This window comes from Syntrophobacterales bacterium (genome assembly GCA_019429105.1).
In the GTDB taxonomy this organism is placed as follows: Bacteria; Desulfobacterota; Syntrophia; order Syntrophales; family UBA5619; genus DYTH01.
On sequence record JAHYJE010000006.1, the window covers coordinates 1 to 15,955 of the forward strand.

General features: G+C 57.0%; 12 protein-coding genes. 9 read left to right on the forward strand and 3 right to left on the reverse strand.

All coding sequences use genetic code 11. The features are described from left to right. Positions 1 to 578: 578 nt before the first annotated feature. From K0B01_03050 to K0B01_03075, 6 genes are all read left to right on the forward strand, one after another. The gene (locus K0B01_03050; GenBank protein MBW6485115.1) at positions 579 to 977 is read left to right on the forward strand and encodes a helix-turn-helix domain-containing protein; all 399 of its coding nucleotides are present in this window, start codon (positions 579 to 581) and stop codon (positions 975 to 977) included. A gap of 3 nt (positions 978 to 980) precedes the next feature. Continuing rightward, complete coding sequence (locus tag K0B01_03055) at positions 981 to 2,282, forward strand: type II toxin-antitoxin system HipA family toxin (GenBank protein MBW6485116.1); 1,302 nt, start codon at positions 981 to 983, stop codon at positions 2,280 to 2,282. A gap of 252 nt (positions 2,283 to 2,534) precedes the next feature. Beyond that, positions 2,535 to 5,342 (forward strand): isoleucine--tRNA ligase, encoded by a 2,808-nt coding sequence (gene ileS / locus K0B01_03060; protein ID MBW6485117.1) that lies wholly within the window; start codon positions 2,535 to 2,537, stop codon positions 5,340 to 5,342. A gap of 232 nt (positions 5,343 to 5,574) precedes the next feature. Continuing rightward, positions 5,575 to 6,069, forward strand: coding sequence for a signal peptidase II (lspA, locus tag K0B01_03065; GenBank protein ID MBW6485118.1), 495 nt, complete (start codon positions 5,575 to 5,577; stop codon positions 6,067 to 6,069). Positions 6,070 to 6,084: 15 nt separating this feature from the next. Continuing rightward, entirely contained in the window at positions 6,085 to 7,458 is a 1,374-nt protein-coding gene (locus K0B01_03070) for a TrkH family potassium uptake protein (protein ID MBW6485119.1), read from the forward strand. 27 nt (positions 7,459 to 7,485) lie between these two features. Beyond that, the gene (locus K0B01_03075; GenBank protein ID MBW6485120.1) at positions 7,486 to 8,136 is read left to right on the forward strand and encodes a TrkA family potassium uptake protein; all 651 of its coding nucleotides are present in this window, start codon (positions 7,486 to 7,488) and stop codon (positions 8,134 to 8,136) included. 145 nt (positions 8,137 to 8,281) lie between these two features. On the opposite strand, the gene K0B01_03080 is transcribed toward K0B01_03075, so the two are convergent. The 3 genes from K0B01_03080 to K0B01_03090 form a co-directional block, all read right to left on the reverse strand. Further along, positions 8,282 to 9,913 (reverse strand): D-aminoacylase, encoded by a 1,632-nt coding sequence (locus K0B01_03080; protein ID MBW6485121.1) that lies wholly within the window; start codon positions 9,911 to 9,913, stop codon positions 8,282 to 8,284. A 196-nt stretch (positions 9,914 to 10,109) separates the two neighbouring features. Further along, positions 10,110 to 11,117 (reverse strand): hypothetical protein, encoded by a 1,008-nt coding sequence (locus K0B01_03085; GenBank protein ID MBW6485122.1) that lies wholly within the window; start codon positions 11,115 to 11,117, stop codon positions 10,110 to 10,112. Positions 11,118 to 11,153: 36 nt separating this feature from the next. After that, a complete protein-coding gene (locus K0B01_03090; GenBank protein MBW6485123.1) occupies positions 11,154 to 13,232 on the reverse strand; it encodes an acetate--CoA ligase family protein in 2,079 nt (692 codons plus the stop codon). 360 nt (positions 13,233 to 13,592) lie between these two features. On the opposite strand from K0B01_03090, the gene K0B01_03095 reads away from it, so the two are divergent. From K0B01_03095 to K0B01_03105, 3 genes are read left to right on the forward strand one after another with little or no spacing between them, the layout of a single operon-like run. Continuing rightward, complete coding sequence (locus K0B01_03095; GenBank protein MBW6485124.1) at positions 13,593 to 14,096, forward strand: hypothetical protein; 504 nt, start codon at positions 13,593 to 13,595, stop codon at positions 14,094 to 14,096. A gap of 18 nt (positions 14,097 to 14,114) precedes the next feature. Then, positions 14,115 to 14,471 carry a hypothetical protein gene (locus K0B01_03100; GenBank protein ID MBW6485125.1) on the forward strand — a complete coding sequence of 119 codons (357 nt, stop codon included), beginning with the start codon at positions 14,115 to 14,117 and terminating at the stop codon, positions 14,469 to 14,471. Positions 14,472 to 14,485: 14 nt separating this feature from the next. Next, positions 14,486 to 15,925 carry an AAA family ATPase gene (locus K0B01_03105; protein MBW6485126.1) on the forward strand — a complete coding sequence of 480 codons (1,440 nt, stop codon included), beginning with the start codon at positions 14,486 to 14,488 and terminating at the stop codon, positions 15,923 to 15,925. Positions 15,926 to 15,955 lie beyond the last annotated feature (30 nt).

A 15,955-nucleotide genomic window follows, 5' to 3' on the forward strand; every position in this document is an offset into this window, starting at 1 on the left:
CCAGCAGGTCGGTCGCGCTTTCCAGCCCGTCGGCAAACACCGCCTCGGAATGGCCGAAATGGCCGGACAGCAGCTTTACGACCATCAGAACTACATTGATCCAGAGACCGATAGTGATGGCCCTGCCGGCTATGCTGAAAGCCATCTGTCTTTTTACATTTTCTGATTCCATATCCCGTTGCCTGAATTTTTTCCCCCTTTACCATGTTTCCCGGCAGGCGGCCACATTATTCCATGCTCGGCGCCTGTAAAACGTTGAGGATGCAGGCAATGAGGGGAATTTTTTACTCTGACCCCAAAATTTACATCATCGAGGAAATTGCAAAACTCTCACATTCTGTCATTCCCGCAATGATTTTAAGCGGGAAAACGAAGTTTAATGTTCATAATCTGGTTCTAACTGCTTGAAAAACCGTATTCCCGATAGAGACATTCGGGAATGACAAATGGTTTTGCAATTGGCTCTGTAGGAAAAAAGGGGAAAATAAATCTATGCCCTCTTTCACTTTTCCACTGCATTATTTATAGTGCTCAAAATATATTTATCGCTATTTGAGACTTATTTATAATGCGCTCTATTGACTTTTCCCAGATTTTGCGTTAGGTCGTTTCTCTATGAAGACAGGGCAATCCACAGTAGGGGGTTTACCATGCAGTTTGCAGCGATGCACGACAAGGCCATATTGGCCGAAATCGGCGAACGGGTCAGCCGGCAGAGGCTCAACCGCAACATTACACAGACGGACCTGGCGGCACAGGCAGGCGTGGCGCGAATCGTCGTCCAGCGCCTGGAGGGCGGTCGCGGCTGCACCCTCGAAAATCTGGTCCGCATCATGCGGGCGCTGGGCCAACTGGAGCAGTTGGATGCCTTTTTCCAAGCCCCGGAACTGAGTCCCCTGCAACTGGCCAAAATGCAGGGCCGCCGGCGCCAGCGCGCGGCAGTGAGGCGCGTGAAGCCTGTTGCAAAGGAGCCGTAGCCCATGGCCCAAGGGGTAAGAAAAGTCGATGTGGTCGAAGTTCGCCTCTGGGGGCAGTTGGTGGGCGCCTGTGCCTGGGACCATGACCGGGGCTATGGGACATTTGAATATCAACCGGCATTCGTGCGCCGCGGCCTGGAGATTGCGCCGCTGATGCTCCCCCTGCGCAGCGGGGTCTTTTCGTTTCCCGCGCTGAACAGAACGACCTTTTATGGTTTGCCGGGCTTGCTGGCCGACGCCCTGCCGGACAGATTCGGCAACCGCTTCATCGACCTCTGGCTGGCCCGCAAGGGACGGAGGGCCGACGACTTTACGCCGGTGGAGCGGCTCTGCTACATGGGCGCCCGGGGTATGGGCGCGCTGGAATTCAAACCGGCGCTGGGCGAGCGGGCGAGAAAGAGCGAACCGATCGAGGTCGCCGAGCTGACGCAGCTTGCCGCTGATATTCTCCGCCACCGCACGGACTGGGCCGTGCAACTGAAGGGGGAAAAGGCGCGCGCCCTGGGGACGATCGTCCGCGTCGGCACGTCCGCCGGAGGGCAGCGGGCCAAGGCGGTGATCGCCTGGCATCCCGCCACTCTGGAAGTCCGCTCCGGCCAGGTCCCGCCGCCCCCGGGTTTCGAGCCCTGGATCTTAAAGTTCGACGGCATGAACGATCAATCGCTGTGCGATCCCCAGGGTTTCTGCCGCGTTGAATATGCCTACCATCTGATGGCAACGGCCGCAGGCATCCGGATGATGCCCTGCCGTCTCCTGGAAGAGAACGGACGGGCGCATTTCATGACCCGGCGCTTTGACCGGACCCTTGATGGCGGGAAAATTCACATGCAGTCCCTTTGCGCCCTGGCCCATTACGACTTTAATGCCGCCGGCGAATACGGCTATGAACAGGCCCTGGCGGTCATACAAAGGTTGAACCTGGGTCACCCGGCTATGCAGGAGATGTTTCGGCGCATGGCCTTCAACGTGGCGGCACGCAATCAGGACGACCATACGCGCAATATCGCCTTTTTATTGGATCAAAACGGTGTTTGGTCGCTTGCGCCCGCCTTCGATATCGTCTGGGCCTACAATCCGGCCGGTGCATGGACAAACCGCCATCAGATGAGCGTCAACGGGAAAAGGGACCATTTTACGAAGGCGGATGTTATGAGCGTTGCCCAGCAGTTCGGCATCAGGGGGGCCGAAGCCATCGTTGCGCAGGTTGAAGAAGCAGTCGCCCGCTGGCCCGAATATGCAAGAGAAGCAGGCGTGCCGGACAAGCTTGCGCGGCAGATCACGCCGACACACCGGCTGCTGCACTAATATGCGGGAAAGCAAAGCTTGATGTTCACAAAACGTATCTAATGTTCATAATCCAGTTTTTAACTATTTGAAATCATGGATGCCCGACAAAAGTATTCGAGCATGACACGGAGTTATGCAATTGTCTCGCCTCATAACCAAACTGCAGCGTACTACCAAAGTCCGTTTTAAAACCACCTTGAAAGGATACGGGATATATGGTAGCCTGCCGCACTTTTAAGAAAGAATACTTGTGTTAAGGAGCGCTTTTAGATGGATTACAAGGATACACTGAATCTGCCGCACACCGATTTCCCGATGAAGGCCAATCTCGCCAAACGTGAGCCGGAAATGCTTGCCCGCTGGGACAAGATGCATATCTATGACCTGATCCGCCAGACATCCAAAGGTAGAAAGCCTTACATACTTCACGACGGGCCGCCCTACGCCAACGGCAGCATCCATCTCGGAACGGCGCTCAACAAGATCATCAAGGACGTGCTGGTGAAATCGAAAAATATGGCCGGATACGACAGCATTTATGTCCCCGGCTGGGATTGCCACGGCCTGCCCATTGAACACCAGGTTGACAAGGAATTGGGCGAAAAGAAAGGAACCCTCTCCCAGACGGAAAAGCGGCGTTTCTGCCGCCAGTACGCCGAACGTTACGTTGATATTCAGCGGGAACAGTTCAAGCGGCTGGGGGTTTTCGGGGAGTGGGACAATCCCTACCTGACGATGACCTACGATTACGAGGCGGCGACCGTAGCCGAGCTGGGGAAACTCTATCTGGGCGGCGGCGTTTATAAAGGCAAAAAGCCCGTTTACTGGTGCGCCTCCTGCAAGACGGCCCTGGCCGAGGCCGAGGTCGAGTATCAGGATCACAGCACTCCGTCGATCTACGTGAAATTCCCCGCTGTTTCCGATGTTTCCCTGCGCCGGCCGCAGCTCGCCGGCGAGCAGACGTCGGTCGTCATCTGGACGACGACCCCGTGGACAATCCCCGCCAACCTCGCGATTGCGCTCCATCCCGATTTTATCTACATTGCCCTCAAGATCAGGGGGGAGGTGCTGATTTTTGCCAGAGAACTCCTCGACAACTGTCTGAGCGCCTTCGGTCTTGGCGGTGAGCCGTATGAAATTCTCGATGAGTTTCCCGGTTCTGCTCTGGAGGGACTGAAGTTCCGCCATCCGATTATCGACAGGGAGAGCCTTCTGATCCTCGCCCCGTTTGTCACCCTCGATACCGGCACCGGTTGCGTACATATCGCCCCCGGCCACGGCCAGGAGGATTATGAGATCGGGATGAAATACGGTCTGGAGAACTACGCCCCCGTGGACGACGACGGAAAATTCACCAAGGATGTCAAGGATTTTGCCGGTCAGTTCGTCTTTTCCGCGAACGACGCGGTGATCGAAAAGCTCAAGGGCGCGGGCGCGCTCCTGGGCCGGGTGGAGATCAAGCATACCTATCCCCACTGCTGGCGCTGCAAGAACCCGATCATCTTCCGTTCCACGGAACAGTGGTTTGTCTCGATGGAGAAAAACGACCTGCGGAAAAAGACGCTGCAGGCGATCGACAACGTCAAATGGATTCCTGCGTGGGGACGGGACCGCATTTATGGAATGATCGAAAACCGTCCCGACTGGTGCATCTCCCGTCAGCGCCTCTGGGGCGTGCCGATTACAGTGTTTACCTGCAAGACGTGCGGGGAGCAGATGCTGAATCAGCCGATCGTTGACAACCTGGTGGCGCTTGTCCGCCAATACGGGGCGGATGTCTGGTTTGAACGCGAAGCTAAGGAGCTGCTGCCGGCGGGATGCGTCTGCCCCAAATGCGGCGGCGACGACTTCAAAAAGGAAACCGACATCCTCGATGTCTGGTTCGATTCCGGCGTCAGCCATGCCGCCGTCCTCGAAGGGCGGGACTATCTCAGCTCGCCTGCGGATATGTACCTTGAAGGCAACGATCAGCACCGGGGCTGGTTTCACTCCTCGCTTTTGGAGTCGGTGGCCTCCCGGGGACGCGCCCCGTACCGCAATGTCCTGACGCACGGTTTTGTCGTGGACGGCGACGGAAAGAAGATGTCGAAATCGGTGGGGAACGTGACCGACCCGCAAAAGATCATCGACAGCTACGGGGCCGAGATCCTCCGGCTCTGGGTTGCCTCGGCGGACTACACCGAAGACATCAGGGTTTCCGAGGAGATTCTGAAGCGTTTGGTCGAGGCCTACCGGCGCATCCGCAACACGGGCCGCTTCATCCTCGGCAATATCTCGGATTTCCAGCCGGAGACGGACGCCGTCCCTTATGAAGACCTGGAGGAGATGGACCGCTGGATTCTGCACCGGCTGCAGGAGGTGATAAGCCGGGTGCGCGAAGCGTACGAACTCTACCAGTACCATCAGGTCTATACGACTTTGTACAATTTCTGCACCGTTGATCTCTCCTCTTTGTATCTGGACGTGCTGAAGGACCGTCTTTATACGTCGAAGACGGCATCCCGTCCGCGCCGCTCCGGACAGACGGCGATGCAGGAAATTCTGGGGGCGATGGCCCGGCTTCTGGCGCCGATTCTGACCTTTACGGCGGAAGAAATCTGGTTGGCCCTGCCGGAGCAGGCTGGCAAGCCGGAGAGCATCCATCTGACCGTTTTTCCGGAAGTGGACAGCGTGAAATTTCAACCGGAACTGGGCGAAAAATGGAAGAAACTCATCGCCGTAAAAAGCGAGGTTGCCCGGGCCATTGAGACGGCGCGTCAGAACAAGGTTGTCGGCCACTCTTTGGACGTCGCGGTCCTGATTGCCGCGCCGGATGACATTCGCCCGCTGCTTCAGGAAAATACCGAGAATTTGCGTGCATTTTTGATTGTCTCGGCGGTTGCCGTCGTTGAAGCCGCGGCAATTGAAAATGGCTATCAGAGTCCGGAAATTCCCGGGCTGGTCGTAGGCGTGAGTCGGGCGAAAGGAGTCAAGTGCGAACGCTGCTGGAACTACAGCGAGACGGTGGGCGAAAGCGCCGACCATCCGACGCTCTGTGTGCGGTGCGTAGGTAACGTCGGGCCTGGTGACGATAAATAAGCGTTATCCGGTTAAGGAATTGCAAGGCCCGTGCCCTCACCCCGACCCTCTCCCGGTGGGAGAGGGAGGATTTTTATGCCCTCCCCCACCGGGAGTATTTTATATCCCTCTTTCGGAGGGAGGATTTTTATGCCCTCCCCCGGAGGGAGAGGTTGGTCGAAGGCCGGGCGGGGGTTTAAGAGGGAAAAGCTGGCAAGGTCTTTTTCCCTAACTCGGGCAGGAGGGGTTATCTTTGAACAAAAAAAATGGAATTTTTCTGACGATAGCGCTTCTGGTGGTTCTCCTCGATCAGGCGACAAAGGCATGGATTGTGTCGGCGATGCGCCTCCATGACTCTTATGCCGTAATAAACGGTTTCTTTAACATCACATCAGTAAGAAATCCCGGGGCCGCGTTTGGGTTTCTGGCCGGCGCCCCGCCGTTTTTCCGCACGGTGTTTTTTATTGCCATCACCATCGGGGCGATTCTGCTGATTCTCTACTATCTGCGGGTCAGCCTGATTGACGATTATCCCCTGATCATTTCTCTGGCGCTGATTTTTGCCGGGGCTGCCGGCAATCTGATCGACCGGGTTCGCTTTGGGGAGGTGGTTGATTTTCTTGATTTTTACCTGGGAAACTACCACTGGCCGGCATTCAATGTCGCCGATTCGGCGATTACCGTCGGCGCGTTTGCCATGATTATCGCCATGCTCCGGAGACGAAAAGGGCGAAATGATGCGCAATGAACGAACGGGGCAGGCATGAAGGTTTTTTTGCAGATCAAAAGAGCCGTTTCCCGGCGGATGACGCCTCCCCGGATCTTTCTGCTCGGATTTGCCGCCGTGATTCTGATCGGGGCGGTTCTTCTCTGGCTGCCCTTTGCGGCGGGAAAAGAACGTCTGAGTTTTTTGGACGCGCTCTTTTCTTCGGCCTCCGCAGTCTGCGTAACCGGTCTTGCCGTTATCGATATCGGCAGCGATCTTTCCTTTGCCGGTCAGCTCGTGACACTGTTTCTTTTTCAAATCGGCGGCTTGGGAATAATAACCTTTTCCGTGGTCATCTTCGGGCTGTTGGGACGGGGCGTTTCTTTCCGGGAAAGGGAACTGATTCAGAGCGCCTTTCTCTATGCCCCCCGGCGTGATTTTGTCCCTGTAATCAAAAAAGTCCTGAAATTTACCTTTATTGCCGAGGCTGCCGGGGCGGTTATTTTGTTTATCCGCTTCCTTTTTGATTTCCCCCCCGCGACCGCCTTGTACCATGCCATCTACAATGCCGTTTCCGCCTTCAACAATTGCGGTTATTCGCTTTTTTCCGACAGCCTCGCCCGGTATCAGGGAGACTGGATTGTCAATTTCACGGTCATGGGGCTCATCATTCTCGGCGGCATAGGGTTCATGGTGCAGCAGGAGATCATCTTATACTACCGGGGCAAACTCAAAAGGCTTTCGCTGCATACCAAGCTTGTTCTCTTGACAACGACGATGCTTATTTTTGCGGGCGCCTTCTTTTTTTATCTGTTTGAGGCACACAACGCCCTCAATGGCGTTTCCGGGCCGGCTGCTTTTCTTATTTCCCTTTTCCAATCCGTAACCTCGCGTACCGCGGGGTTCAGCACTGTGGCGATCGACCGTTTGACTAACGAAACGGTTCTGTTAATGATAATTTTGATGTTCATTGGCGCCTCTCCCGGTTCGACCGGCGGCGGCATCAAGACAACCAGTTTCACGCTGATGGTGCTGATGATCTGGAACCGCATGCGGGGGCGTTTCAATGTCAGCGTTTTCAACCGGCAGATTCCCCGGGAGATTCTGGGGCGCGCCATTTCGATCGTTTTTGCCGCATTTTTGCTGATCGGGATTGTTGTCTCGATCATGCTGTTCTTCGGGGGAGAAAATGCCCTGCCGCCCGAGGCGACCCGCCACCTTTTTATCGAGTACATATTTGAGACAGTTTCCGCATTCGGCACAGCCGGCCTTTCCATGGGAATAACGCCGGAAATGAGCAATATTCAGAAGGCAGCCATTATTGTAATAATGTTTGCAGGCCGGGTGGGGCCGCTGACGCTGGCCTTTTCCTGGTATTCCGAGGGAAAAAACGAAATCGAGTATGCTGAAGAGTCCGTTATGGTCGGTTAGACCGGTGAAAGAGGGGAGGGATTAGCGATGCAGCAGCGGGTGGTTGTGATCGGTCTTGGTATCTTCGGTTTCAATATCGTGAAGGAGTTGTATGAAGGCGGTTTAGAGGTCATCGCCATCGACAAGGACAAGCAGGCCGTGCAGGCGGCAAGGGACTGCTCCACAAAGGCGATGGTCGCCGACGGCACAAACCGGGAGGTGATGGAGCAGATCGGCATCCAGGAGGACGACGTCGTCATCGTTTCGTTCGGCGAGGATCTCGCGGCCTCGACGCTGACCACCCTGCACCTCCGGCAGATGAAAATCCGGACGATCATCGTCAAGGCCCCGAACGAGGAACACAAGCTGATTCTGGAAAAGGTCGGGGCGACGGAGGTGATGATTCCGGAGCGGGAGGTTGCCCACAAGGTCGCCAGAAGTATCATCTCGCCAAATGTCCTTGAATATTTGCCCCTTTCCGACGATTATGTAATCTCCGAGGTGGCCCCTCCCAATGAATTCTTTGGGAAAAGCATTGCCCAACTGCAATTGCGCTCACGTTACCATGTCGAGGTTATCGCTATCAAGGATGTGCTTTCCGACAAACTGACCATGATCCCGAAGGCGGACTTCATCTTCAAGGACGGCGATGTGCTGGTTGTCGTCGGCAAGGAGGAAGAGATCAGGAAGATAAAGTAACTGATCAGTTTTTGCTTTCCCGGATTCAATATCCAAACTCGGTCAACCGCCGCGCCCGCCGTTTTCCGCAAACGGAGAGGCATCCTCCTTGCAAAGTGCAAGGATGCTGCGGAGTGATTAAAAATCCTTGAATTCGTCATGATTATCAAGCGGGATCGTCTGCTCGGGGGTGACGATCCGGCCTTGGGACCCCCTGCTTTTTCAATATCAGGCCTGCCAAAACGCCGGTTAATCTGCCGTCGCGCACGGCAATCTGTCCGTTTACCGTTACCATCCGGATGCCTGTCGGGTACTGATGAGGATTGGCGAAGGTTGACCGGGCGGCGATTTTCGCCGGATCAAACAGCGCCAGATCGGCGATATATCCGGAGCGGATGACGCCCCGGTCGGTCAGGCCAAGACGGCGCGCGGGCAGGCCGGTCATCTTGTAAACGGCCTTTTCCAGTGAAAGCAGTCCTCTTTCCCGAACGTAGTTTTCCAGAACCAGGGGGAAGGTTCCATACGAGCGGGGGTGGGTCATTCCCTCGGCCTTGGCGGCGGCAAGCGCCAGGCCGTCCGAACCGACGGCAACGAAGTCGCTTTGCATGATGGACTCGACGTCGGTGGGAGAAAGCGAGAAAAAAGCGGCGTGGATGGAGCTGTCCTCCTGGAGGATGCGCAGCGCCGTCGCCTCGGGCGCCAGATTCCAAAAAGCGGCCGCATCGGCAAGGGTTTTCCCCGACAAAAAACGGAGTTTCTCGGAAGCGATTCCGGTAAACATGATTGTTGCGGCGTCGCCGCGCTCGGCGATCAGCTTTTTTATTGCCTCTGTAAGCTTCGGAATCAGCTTCGCGTCAGCAAGGCGTTTGCCGGTTTCCTGAGCGCCGCCGGCGAGTGCCCAGCCGGGAAGCAGTACGGAGAGGGTGGTCTCTGTGGCCTCATAGGGGTACTGATCGGCGCCGATGTCAATGCCTTGCCGTCTGGCCTCCGCTATCCTGTTCAGGGCTTCCTGGGCCCGGCCCCAATTTGCCTTTCCCAGCGCTTTCAGGTGGGAAACCTCGATGGCTGCGCCTGATTTTCTGCCGATTTCGATAGCCTCATCAATTGCGGCAAACAGGGTTGTTCCTTCGCCCCGGATGTGGCTCGCGTAAAGCGCGTATTTCCGGGCGAGAACCAAGGCCAGTTCGATCAACTCCTCTGTGCCGGCGAAGCTGCCGGGCGGGTAGATCAGGCCTGAGGACATTCCCCACGCCCCTTGAGCGAGCATTTCTTCCAAAAGACGCTTCATCTCTCCCGTTTCCTGCCGGTCCGGCGGGCGATTTTCCATTCCCATAACCGCAATCCGCAACGCACCGTGCCCGACCAGCGGCGCCAGGTTCACGCCGATGCCGCCTTTTTCGAGCTTATCGGCAAAACCCGCCAGATCGCTCCACTTGTTTCCGCCCTGGGGAAAAACGAACTCATGCATGGCGAGATACTCTTCGAGCATTCCCCTGCGATTTTCGGCGACAGGGAAAAAACCCAGGCCGCAATTGCCGGTCACGTCGAGGGTTACGCCCTGCAGCAGCTTGCTTTCGGCAAAAGGATTCTCGAAGATATTGGCGTCGGTGTGGCTGTGAATATCGATAAAGCCCGGCGCCAGAACAAGGCCGACGTCTGCGACGACGACCGGGGCAGCGCCGCACAATGCGGGGGCTATGTCCGCAATGCGGTCCCCGGCGACAGCGACGTCCGCTTCATACGGCGCCCCGCCGGTTCCGTCCACAACCGTAACTTTTTTGAACAGGAGATCGTACATGGCCTCTGACCCTCAAGCCCAGTGGCTTTCTGCCGGAAGCGGCGCGTAAGTCGAATCCCGGAAACTACTACAATTACCCGATCATTTCACCGGAAAATATACATCAACTTATTGAAAGCATTGCATTAAAATTCCCTCCCCTTGAAGAGGAGGGAAAGGGTGGGGATGGGTTTGCCGCTCTTTCCCGAACCCATGGTCACTGCCGGGCAAGCCAGGAAGAAATCACGCCGGCATCGAGCATGGTGCGCAGGCCGGCCGACGCCTGGACAATCCTTTTGACGGCATTTACGGCCATTGCGCAGGTTGCCGTGTCTCCGGGGAGTCCGCCCTTGACCGTCACATCCAGGGGCGGTTCTCCAGCGATGAAGGTGCGGTCTTTCGGGTCGGGGTGCCCGAAATAGGCCTGAAGGTGGAGCGTGATGACGGCGTTTCCGGCGTGATATCCCTGACAGAGCTGATCGACGCCGCAGACCCGGCCTGGGGCAATCTCAATGAACTGGCTGCGGAGCGTCTTCGTCGCCATCACGGGATAGACGCGCTCCTCGATCCTGTCGAGCGCAATCCCCAGCGCGGCGGCGATCAGTTGCACGGATTCGGAGAACCCGACATGACGAATGGTCAGCTCCGCAACCTTCTTTTCGAACTCGGCGAGGTCGAGTCCCGCGCCGATTTTCTGCTGGAAGGGGAGCCTGCGGAGCGAGGCGTCCTGAAAACGCTCGATCAGTACCGAGTTAACCAGACTGCAGGCGCCGCTTATGAAAACAGGCAGGATATCCATCGCAAAGCCCGGATTGACGCCGGTGCCCAGAACGGCCAGCCCTTTTTCTTTCGCCTTTTCGTCAATCAGGCGCGACTCTTCGGGGCAGTTTTGAAAAGGGTAGGAGAGCTGTTCGCAGGTCGAAACGACGTGCCAGCCCGCCTCGAGGCAGGTGATAATCTGCGGCGTGATCCTTTTCAGCCAGGAACCGGTGCAGACGATTGCCACCCCCGGGACGGCTGCCGAATGCAGCGCCTCTGGAATGGTGGGCCTTACCATTACGCCCAGCGGGGGCAGGTCCAGAATCTCTCCCAAATCCCGGTTATTGTACCCGGGGGCGATGTCGGCGGCCGCCGCGAGCCGCAAATTGGGCCGCCGGGATGCTATTTTCGCAATGAGCTGGCCTACGGGGCCAAGGCCGATAATGGCAACGGGGATCTGGTTCATTGATTTTCCTCCATTTTTTGTTTAAGCTTCTAAAAATTACCGCAGCACGACAGTTGCATCGACCGCAACGGCGCCATCCGGGCCATAGAGCAGCGGGTTGATGTCAATTTCGCTGATTTGAGGGAAGGCCAGGCCGATCTCGCCCATGCGGACGATAATGCGGGCGAGCTCTTCCCGATCTACCGGCGCTGAACCCCGAAAGCCGTCCAGCAGTTTCTGTCCGCGGATGCCGGCGATCATCTCCCGCGCCTCTCGCAGCGTCAGCGGGGCGACGGCAAAAACGGCATCCTCGTATAATTCCGCAGCGATGCCCCCGATGCCGCACATGACGCATGCCCCGAGCTGGGGATCGCGCAGGAGCCCCAGAATGAGTTCCACCTTGCCGGGGATCTGCTTCTGAAGCAGGACCTTGCCCCGATTTTCCATCTTTCGGTCAAGTTCGGCGAATTTTTCCCGGGCGGATTTTCCATCGGCGATGCCGAGGCGCACCAGGTCGAGTTCGGTCTTGTGGATGGCGCCGGGCAAGAGACCCTTCATGACAACCGGAAAACCAAATTCCGCCGCCCTCCCTTCGGCCTGCGCTGCCGAATTAACGACCGCCTCCAGGACGGTCGGGATTCCGCAGGCCGCCAGCAGTTGTTTCGAGAGATGCTCGTCAAGCGCCCCGGTTTCTGCGGTCATGATTTTTTCTATTTTGGGGAGAATATTTACCGGTGAGACCTCCGGCGCTCCTTCGGGCAGGCGACGTTTGCGTATGGCCGCCCTCAGGCATTCGGCAGCCCGGCCGATCTCGGTAAAAACTGGAATTCCCGCAAAAAGCGCTTCCTTTTGGGTTTTTAAAACCAAATCCTGTTTTCCGACCAGCCAGGCGACAAGCGGTTTGCCGTGTTTTTTGATCAGGGCGGCAAAGGATGACAGATTGGACAGCATCCGGATATTCCCGGCGGACAGATGCAGAAAGACCGCGTCCACCCCCGGGTCGGCAAGGACAGCGGACAGGGCGAGGCCCTGAACGTCAACGCCCGAGCCGAGATGACTTTCAATAGCCGGCCACAAATCGACCGGGTTGGAAACGGGCATCCAGGACGGAAACAGTTTTTCCAGCTCCCGTTTTGTTTCCGGGGAAAAGTCGGCAAGGGCAAGTCCCTGTTCTTCAACAAAGTCAGTGGAGACGATCCCCGCCCCGCCGCTGAAGGTGAGAATGGCCGTTCTTTTCCCCCCCGCGGCCGGTTCCGTCAAGGCCAGGGAGCGACAGATATCGGCCATTTGCCGGAAGTCCGTTGCCTCTATAACCCCCGCCTGCCTCATCAGGCCGGAGACGATCCGGCGGTTTCCGGCAAGCGAGGCGGTGTGGCTCATCGCCGCTTCGGCCCCCTTTTCGCTTTTCCCCCCTTTGAGTACGACAATAGGTTTTGTACAGCAGCGCGCCAACTCCAGGAAACGTCTGCCGTCGGCAAAGGATTCAAGATACATCCCGATTACGTCCGTCTGGGGGTCGTCCATGAAATATTCAAGGATATCGCACTCATTTATGTCAACCTTATTTCCCAGCGAACATACTTTGGCAATACCGGTCAGGGCATGGGTCATGATATCCACCAGAAAAACCGCGGAGAGCATGCCGCTCTGAACAACAAGGGAGACGCGGCCGGGAATCAGCAGGCCTTGCTGCTGCCATTCCGGCACCATGAAGGAAAAGATGTTGCTGCCTGCAACATCCACGAGACCCATGCAGTTCGGCCCCCAGATGCGAATCCCCGTGCGGGCCGCAATCTCCAGCAGCTCTGTCTGAAATTTCGCCCCCGCGGGACCCGTTTCGGCGAACCCCCCCGATTCAATCATTACGCCGGGTATCCCTTTGGCGGCGCACTTTTCCACCACCTCCGACACCTGGGAGGCCGGCACGAAGACTATCGCGAGATCGGCTTTGCCGGGAACATCCGTAACCGACGGATAGCAGGCCAGGCCTTCAATCTCCGCGTAACGCGGATTGACCGGGTAGATTGGGCCTTTGTACCCCATCTGCAGATTCTTCACGATGGCGTTTCCGCCCTTTATCGGGTTGGAAGTTGCGCCGACGACGATTACCCCGTCCGGGGTAAAAAAGTTTTTCATTATTTCTCCTGCACAATTATCTTTTCGGCATCTTCAATCACAAGCTTGCCGCGCCCGCCTTCTACAGCAAACCCCTCAACGATGCAATGCTTTTCTGTTTTGGCTGGACCGGGAAAAACAAGAAACACCATGGGCAAGTCGGAAAAGGCCCAAGACTAAAGTGCGCGGACTGAATCTCTTAATAATTAATCGCTATAAGATGATTATTGTGATATAAAAATACATGGAATCAGCAAGATGGAGAGCAAGCCGCTGTCAAAAACATTATAAAGAAACTTTATTCCGGAGACGAGCCGGGGCACAGGCAGATTCATTAAAAAGCAGTCACGGAAAAACAAATCTTTACCTTAGGAGGATTTCATGGATGATCTTAGGCCTTACCGCTCTTTCGTCAGTTACATAGATCGCAGCCGGGAGTACTACGCCGCCCAGGGCTACACCAGGCCTTACGCCTGGGCCCATCACGAAGAAGTCCCTTTTGCCCCGCTGCAAGAACCGCTCTCCGAATGCCGGGTGGGATTGGTGACAACAGCAGGCAGAACGTCGGCGGAGGGGCTGATCGGGGCTGGAGGGCGAATGCGTGGCCCCTACGCGGAGCCGGTGAACCCGCCGCCGAAAAATCTATACACCAACGATCTGTTTTGGGACAAGAATGCGACCCATACTGAGGATGTTGACAGTTTTCTGCCAATAAACCGCCTTGCCGAGCAAGCCGAAGCAGGCAGAATCGGGTCGGCTTCGCCCCGCTTCTACGGAGTCCCCACCGATTACAGCCAGAAGCGAACAGCACAGGATGTCGCCCCCCGGATACTCGAGTGGTGCCGGGAGGATGGCCTCGCCGCCGTGATTCTGATGGCGCTTTGACCGGTTTGCCACCAGACCGTGAGTCTGGTAGCAAGGCACTTGGAGGCGAATGGCCTCCCCACGGTGGTCATGGGCTGCGCGCGGGACGTCGTTGAAGAGTGCGGCGTTGCCCGCTTCATGTTCACCGATTTTCCGCTGGGGAATCCCTGTGGAAAACCCTGGGACAAAGAGATGCAGCGCTCGATCGTCGGAAGTGCGCTCGAGCTGCTGGAGCGTGCCTGGATGCCGCGCACCACTGTCCAGACGCCGTTTCACTGGGAAAACGAAACATGGCGCGCTGCCTTCATGCGGGTGGACGACAGCAACCGCGAGACGCTTGCCCGGGCAGGCGAGGAGCGGCGCCGCCTTCAGGCCGAAATCAAAAAAGTACGGTGACTGAGGGAAAACCCATGATTGAATCCCCGACCCTGCCGCCGCTGATTGCCGCCCTGCTGAAAAGGGCGCGCCAGGAACACGGCGCCGGGAAGGTGGAGCTGCTGGAAACCCATATATCATGGGTGCTTCTGGCTGGCGACTATGCCTACAAAATCAAGAAGCCGGTAAAACTCCCTTTTGTGGACTACAGCAGCCTCAAGGCGCGCCGCGCCTTCTGCGAGGCGGAACTGATGCTAAATAGTCGTTATGCGCCCGATATCTACCTGGGGCTGGAGGCGATCGCAGGTACGCCTGCGGCGCCGCGCTTCGGCGAAACGCCAGCCATCGAGTGGGCAGTAAAGATGCGCCGCTTCGACGAGAAATGGCGCATGGACCACGTCTGCGCCCGGGGCGAGCTGACACCGGCCATAGTTTCCGACTTGGTGCAGACCGTGGCGGCCTTTCATGCAGCCGCACAAAAAGCGCCGCCGGGAAGCCGTTTTGGCGAGGCAGATCAGGTGCTGGCGCTGGCTTTGGAAAACTTCGAGGAACTGCGCTCTCTGCTCCCGACAGCAGAAGCGTTGTTAGCGAAGCTGGAAGGATGGACAAGAATTGAATTTGCAAGGCGCCAGACCAGCTTCGCCGCCCGCAAGAGAGCCGGGCACATCCGTGAGTGCCACGGCGACCTGCATTTGGGCAACATTGTCCTCCTTGACGGCAGAGCCGTCCCCTTCGACTGCATAGAATTCAACGAAGATTTGCGCTGGGTCGATCAGGCAAGCGAGCTGGCCTTCACCTACGAGGATCTGCTCGACCACGGCCAACCCGGTCTTGCCAACTGGCTTATCAGCGAATGGCTGGCGGCAACCGGCGACTTCGAAGCCTTGGGGGTGCTGCCCTTTTACGCAGTTTACCGCGCCCTGGTGCGGGCCAAAGTGGCGGCGCTCGGCAGCAATGTTGCCGAGGCGTGTGAATATCTGGCGATGGCGACTCGCCTTTCTGCCCGCCCACAGCCAACCCTGGCCATCACCCACGGTCTTTCCGGTTCCGGCAAAACCACACTCTCATCCGCACTCCTGCTGGGCGATAAGACAGCCAATACGGTGCGCATCCGTTCCGATGTCGAAAGAAAGCGCCTGTTCGGTCTGGCGCCCGAGAACGTCGGCGGCAACATCTACACGGAAGAAGCGACGAACAGAACCTACCGCCGTCTGGAAAAACTGGCCGAAGACGCGCTGAGCGCCGGTTGGTCGGTAATCGTTGATGCGGCTTTCCTGCGGCGAATTCAAAGGGAACAATTTCGCAATTTGGCCGGTCGTCTGTACCTGTCTTTTAAAATCCTCGCCTGCGAGGCGCCCCCGGACGAGCTTTGCCGTCGCCTGCGGGCGCGCCAAAATGACGCTTCCGACGCAACGGTGGCCGTGCTGGAGCAGCAGCTAAAATTTGCCGAGGCGCTGACGGAAGAAGAAAGATAGAAACACTTCCCGATTTGCTGTTGCTTTTAG

Bases quoted from the DNA above. Each gene is read 5' to 3' on its own strand.
- K0B01_03055 (MBW6485116.1), top strand. From the start codon at position 981: ATGGCCCAAGGGGTAAGAAAAGTCGATGTGGTCGAAGTTCGCCTCTGG.
- ileS (MBW6485117.1), top strand. From the start codon at position 2,535: ATGGATTACAAGGATACACTGAATCTGCCGCACACCGATTTCCCGATG.
- K0B01_03070 (MBW6485119.1), top strand. From the start codon at position 6,085: ATGAAGGTTTTTTTGCAGATCAAAAGAGCCGTTTCCCGGCGGATGACG.
- K0B01_03075 (MBW6485120.1), top strand. From the start codon at position 7,486: ATGCAGCAGCGGGTGGTTGTGATCGGTCTTGGTATCTTCGGTTTCAAT.
- K0B01_03080 (MBW6485121.1), bottom strand. From the start codon at position 9,913: ATGTACGATCTCCTGTTCAAAAAAGTTACGGTTGTGGACGGAACCGGC.
- K0B01_03085 (MBW6485122.1), bottom strand. From the start codon at position 11,117: ATGAACCAGATCCCCGTTGCCATTATCGGCCTTGGCCCCGTAGGCCAG.
- K0B01_03090 (MBW6485123.1), bottom strand. From the start codon at position 13,232: ATGAAAAACTTTTTTACCCCGGACGGGGTAATCGTCGTCGGCGCAACT.
- K0B01_03095 (MBW6485124.1), top strand. From the start codon at position 13,593: ATGGATGATCTTAGGCCTTACCGCTCTTTCGTCAGTTACATAGATCGC.
- K0B01_03105 (MBW6485126.1), top strand. From the start codon at position 14,486: ATGATTGAATCCCCGACCCTGCCGCCGCTGATTGCCGCCCTGCTGAAA.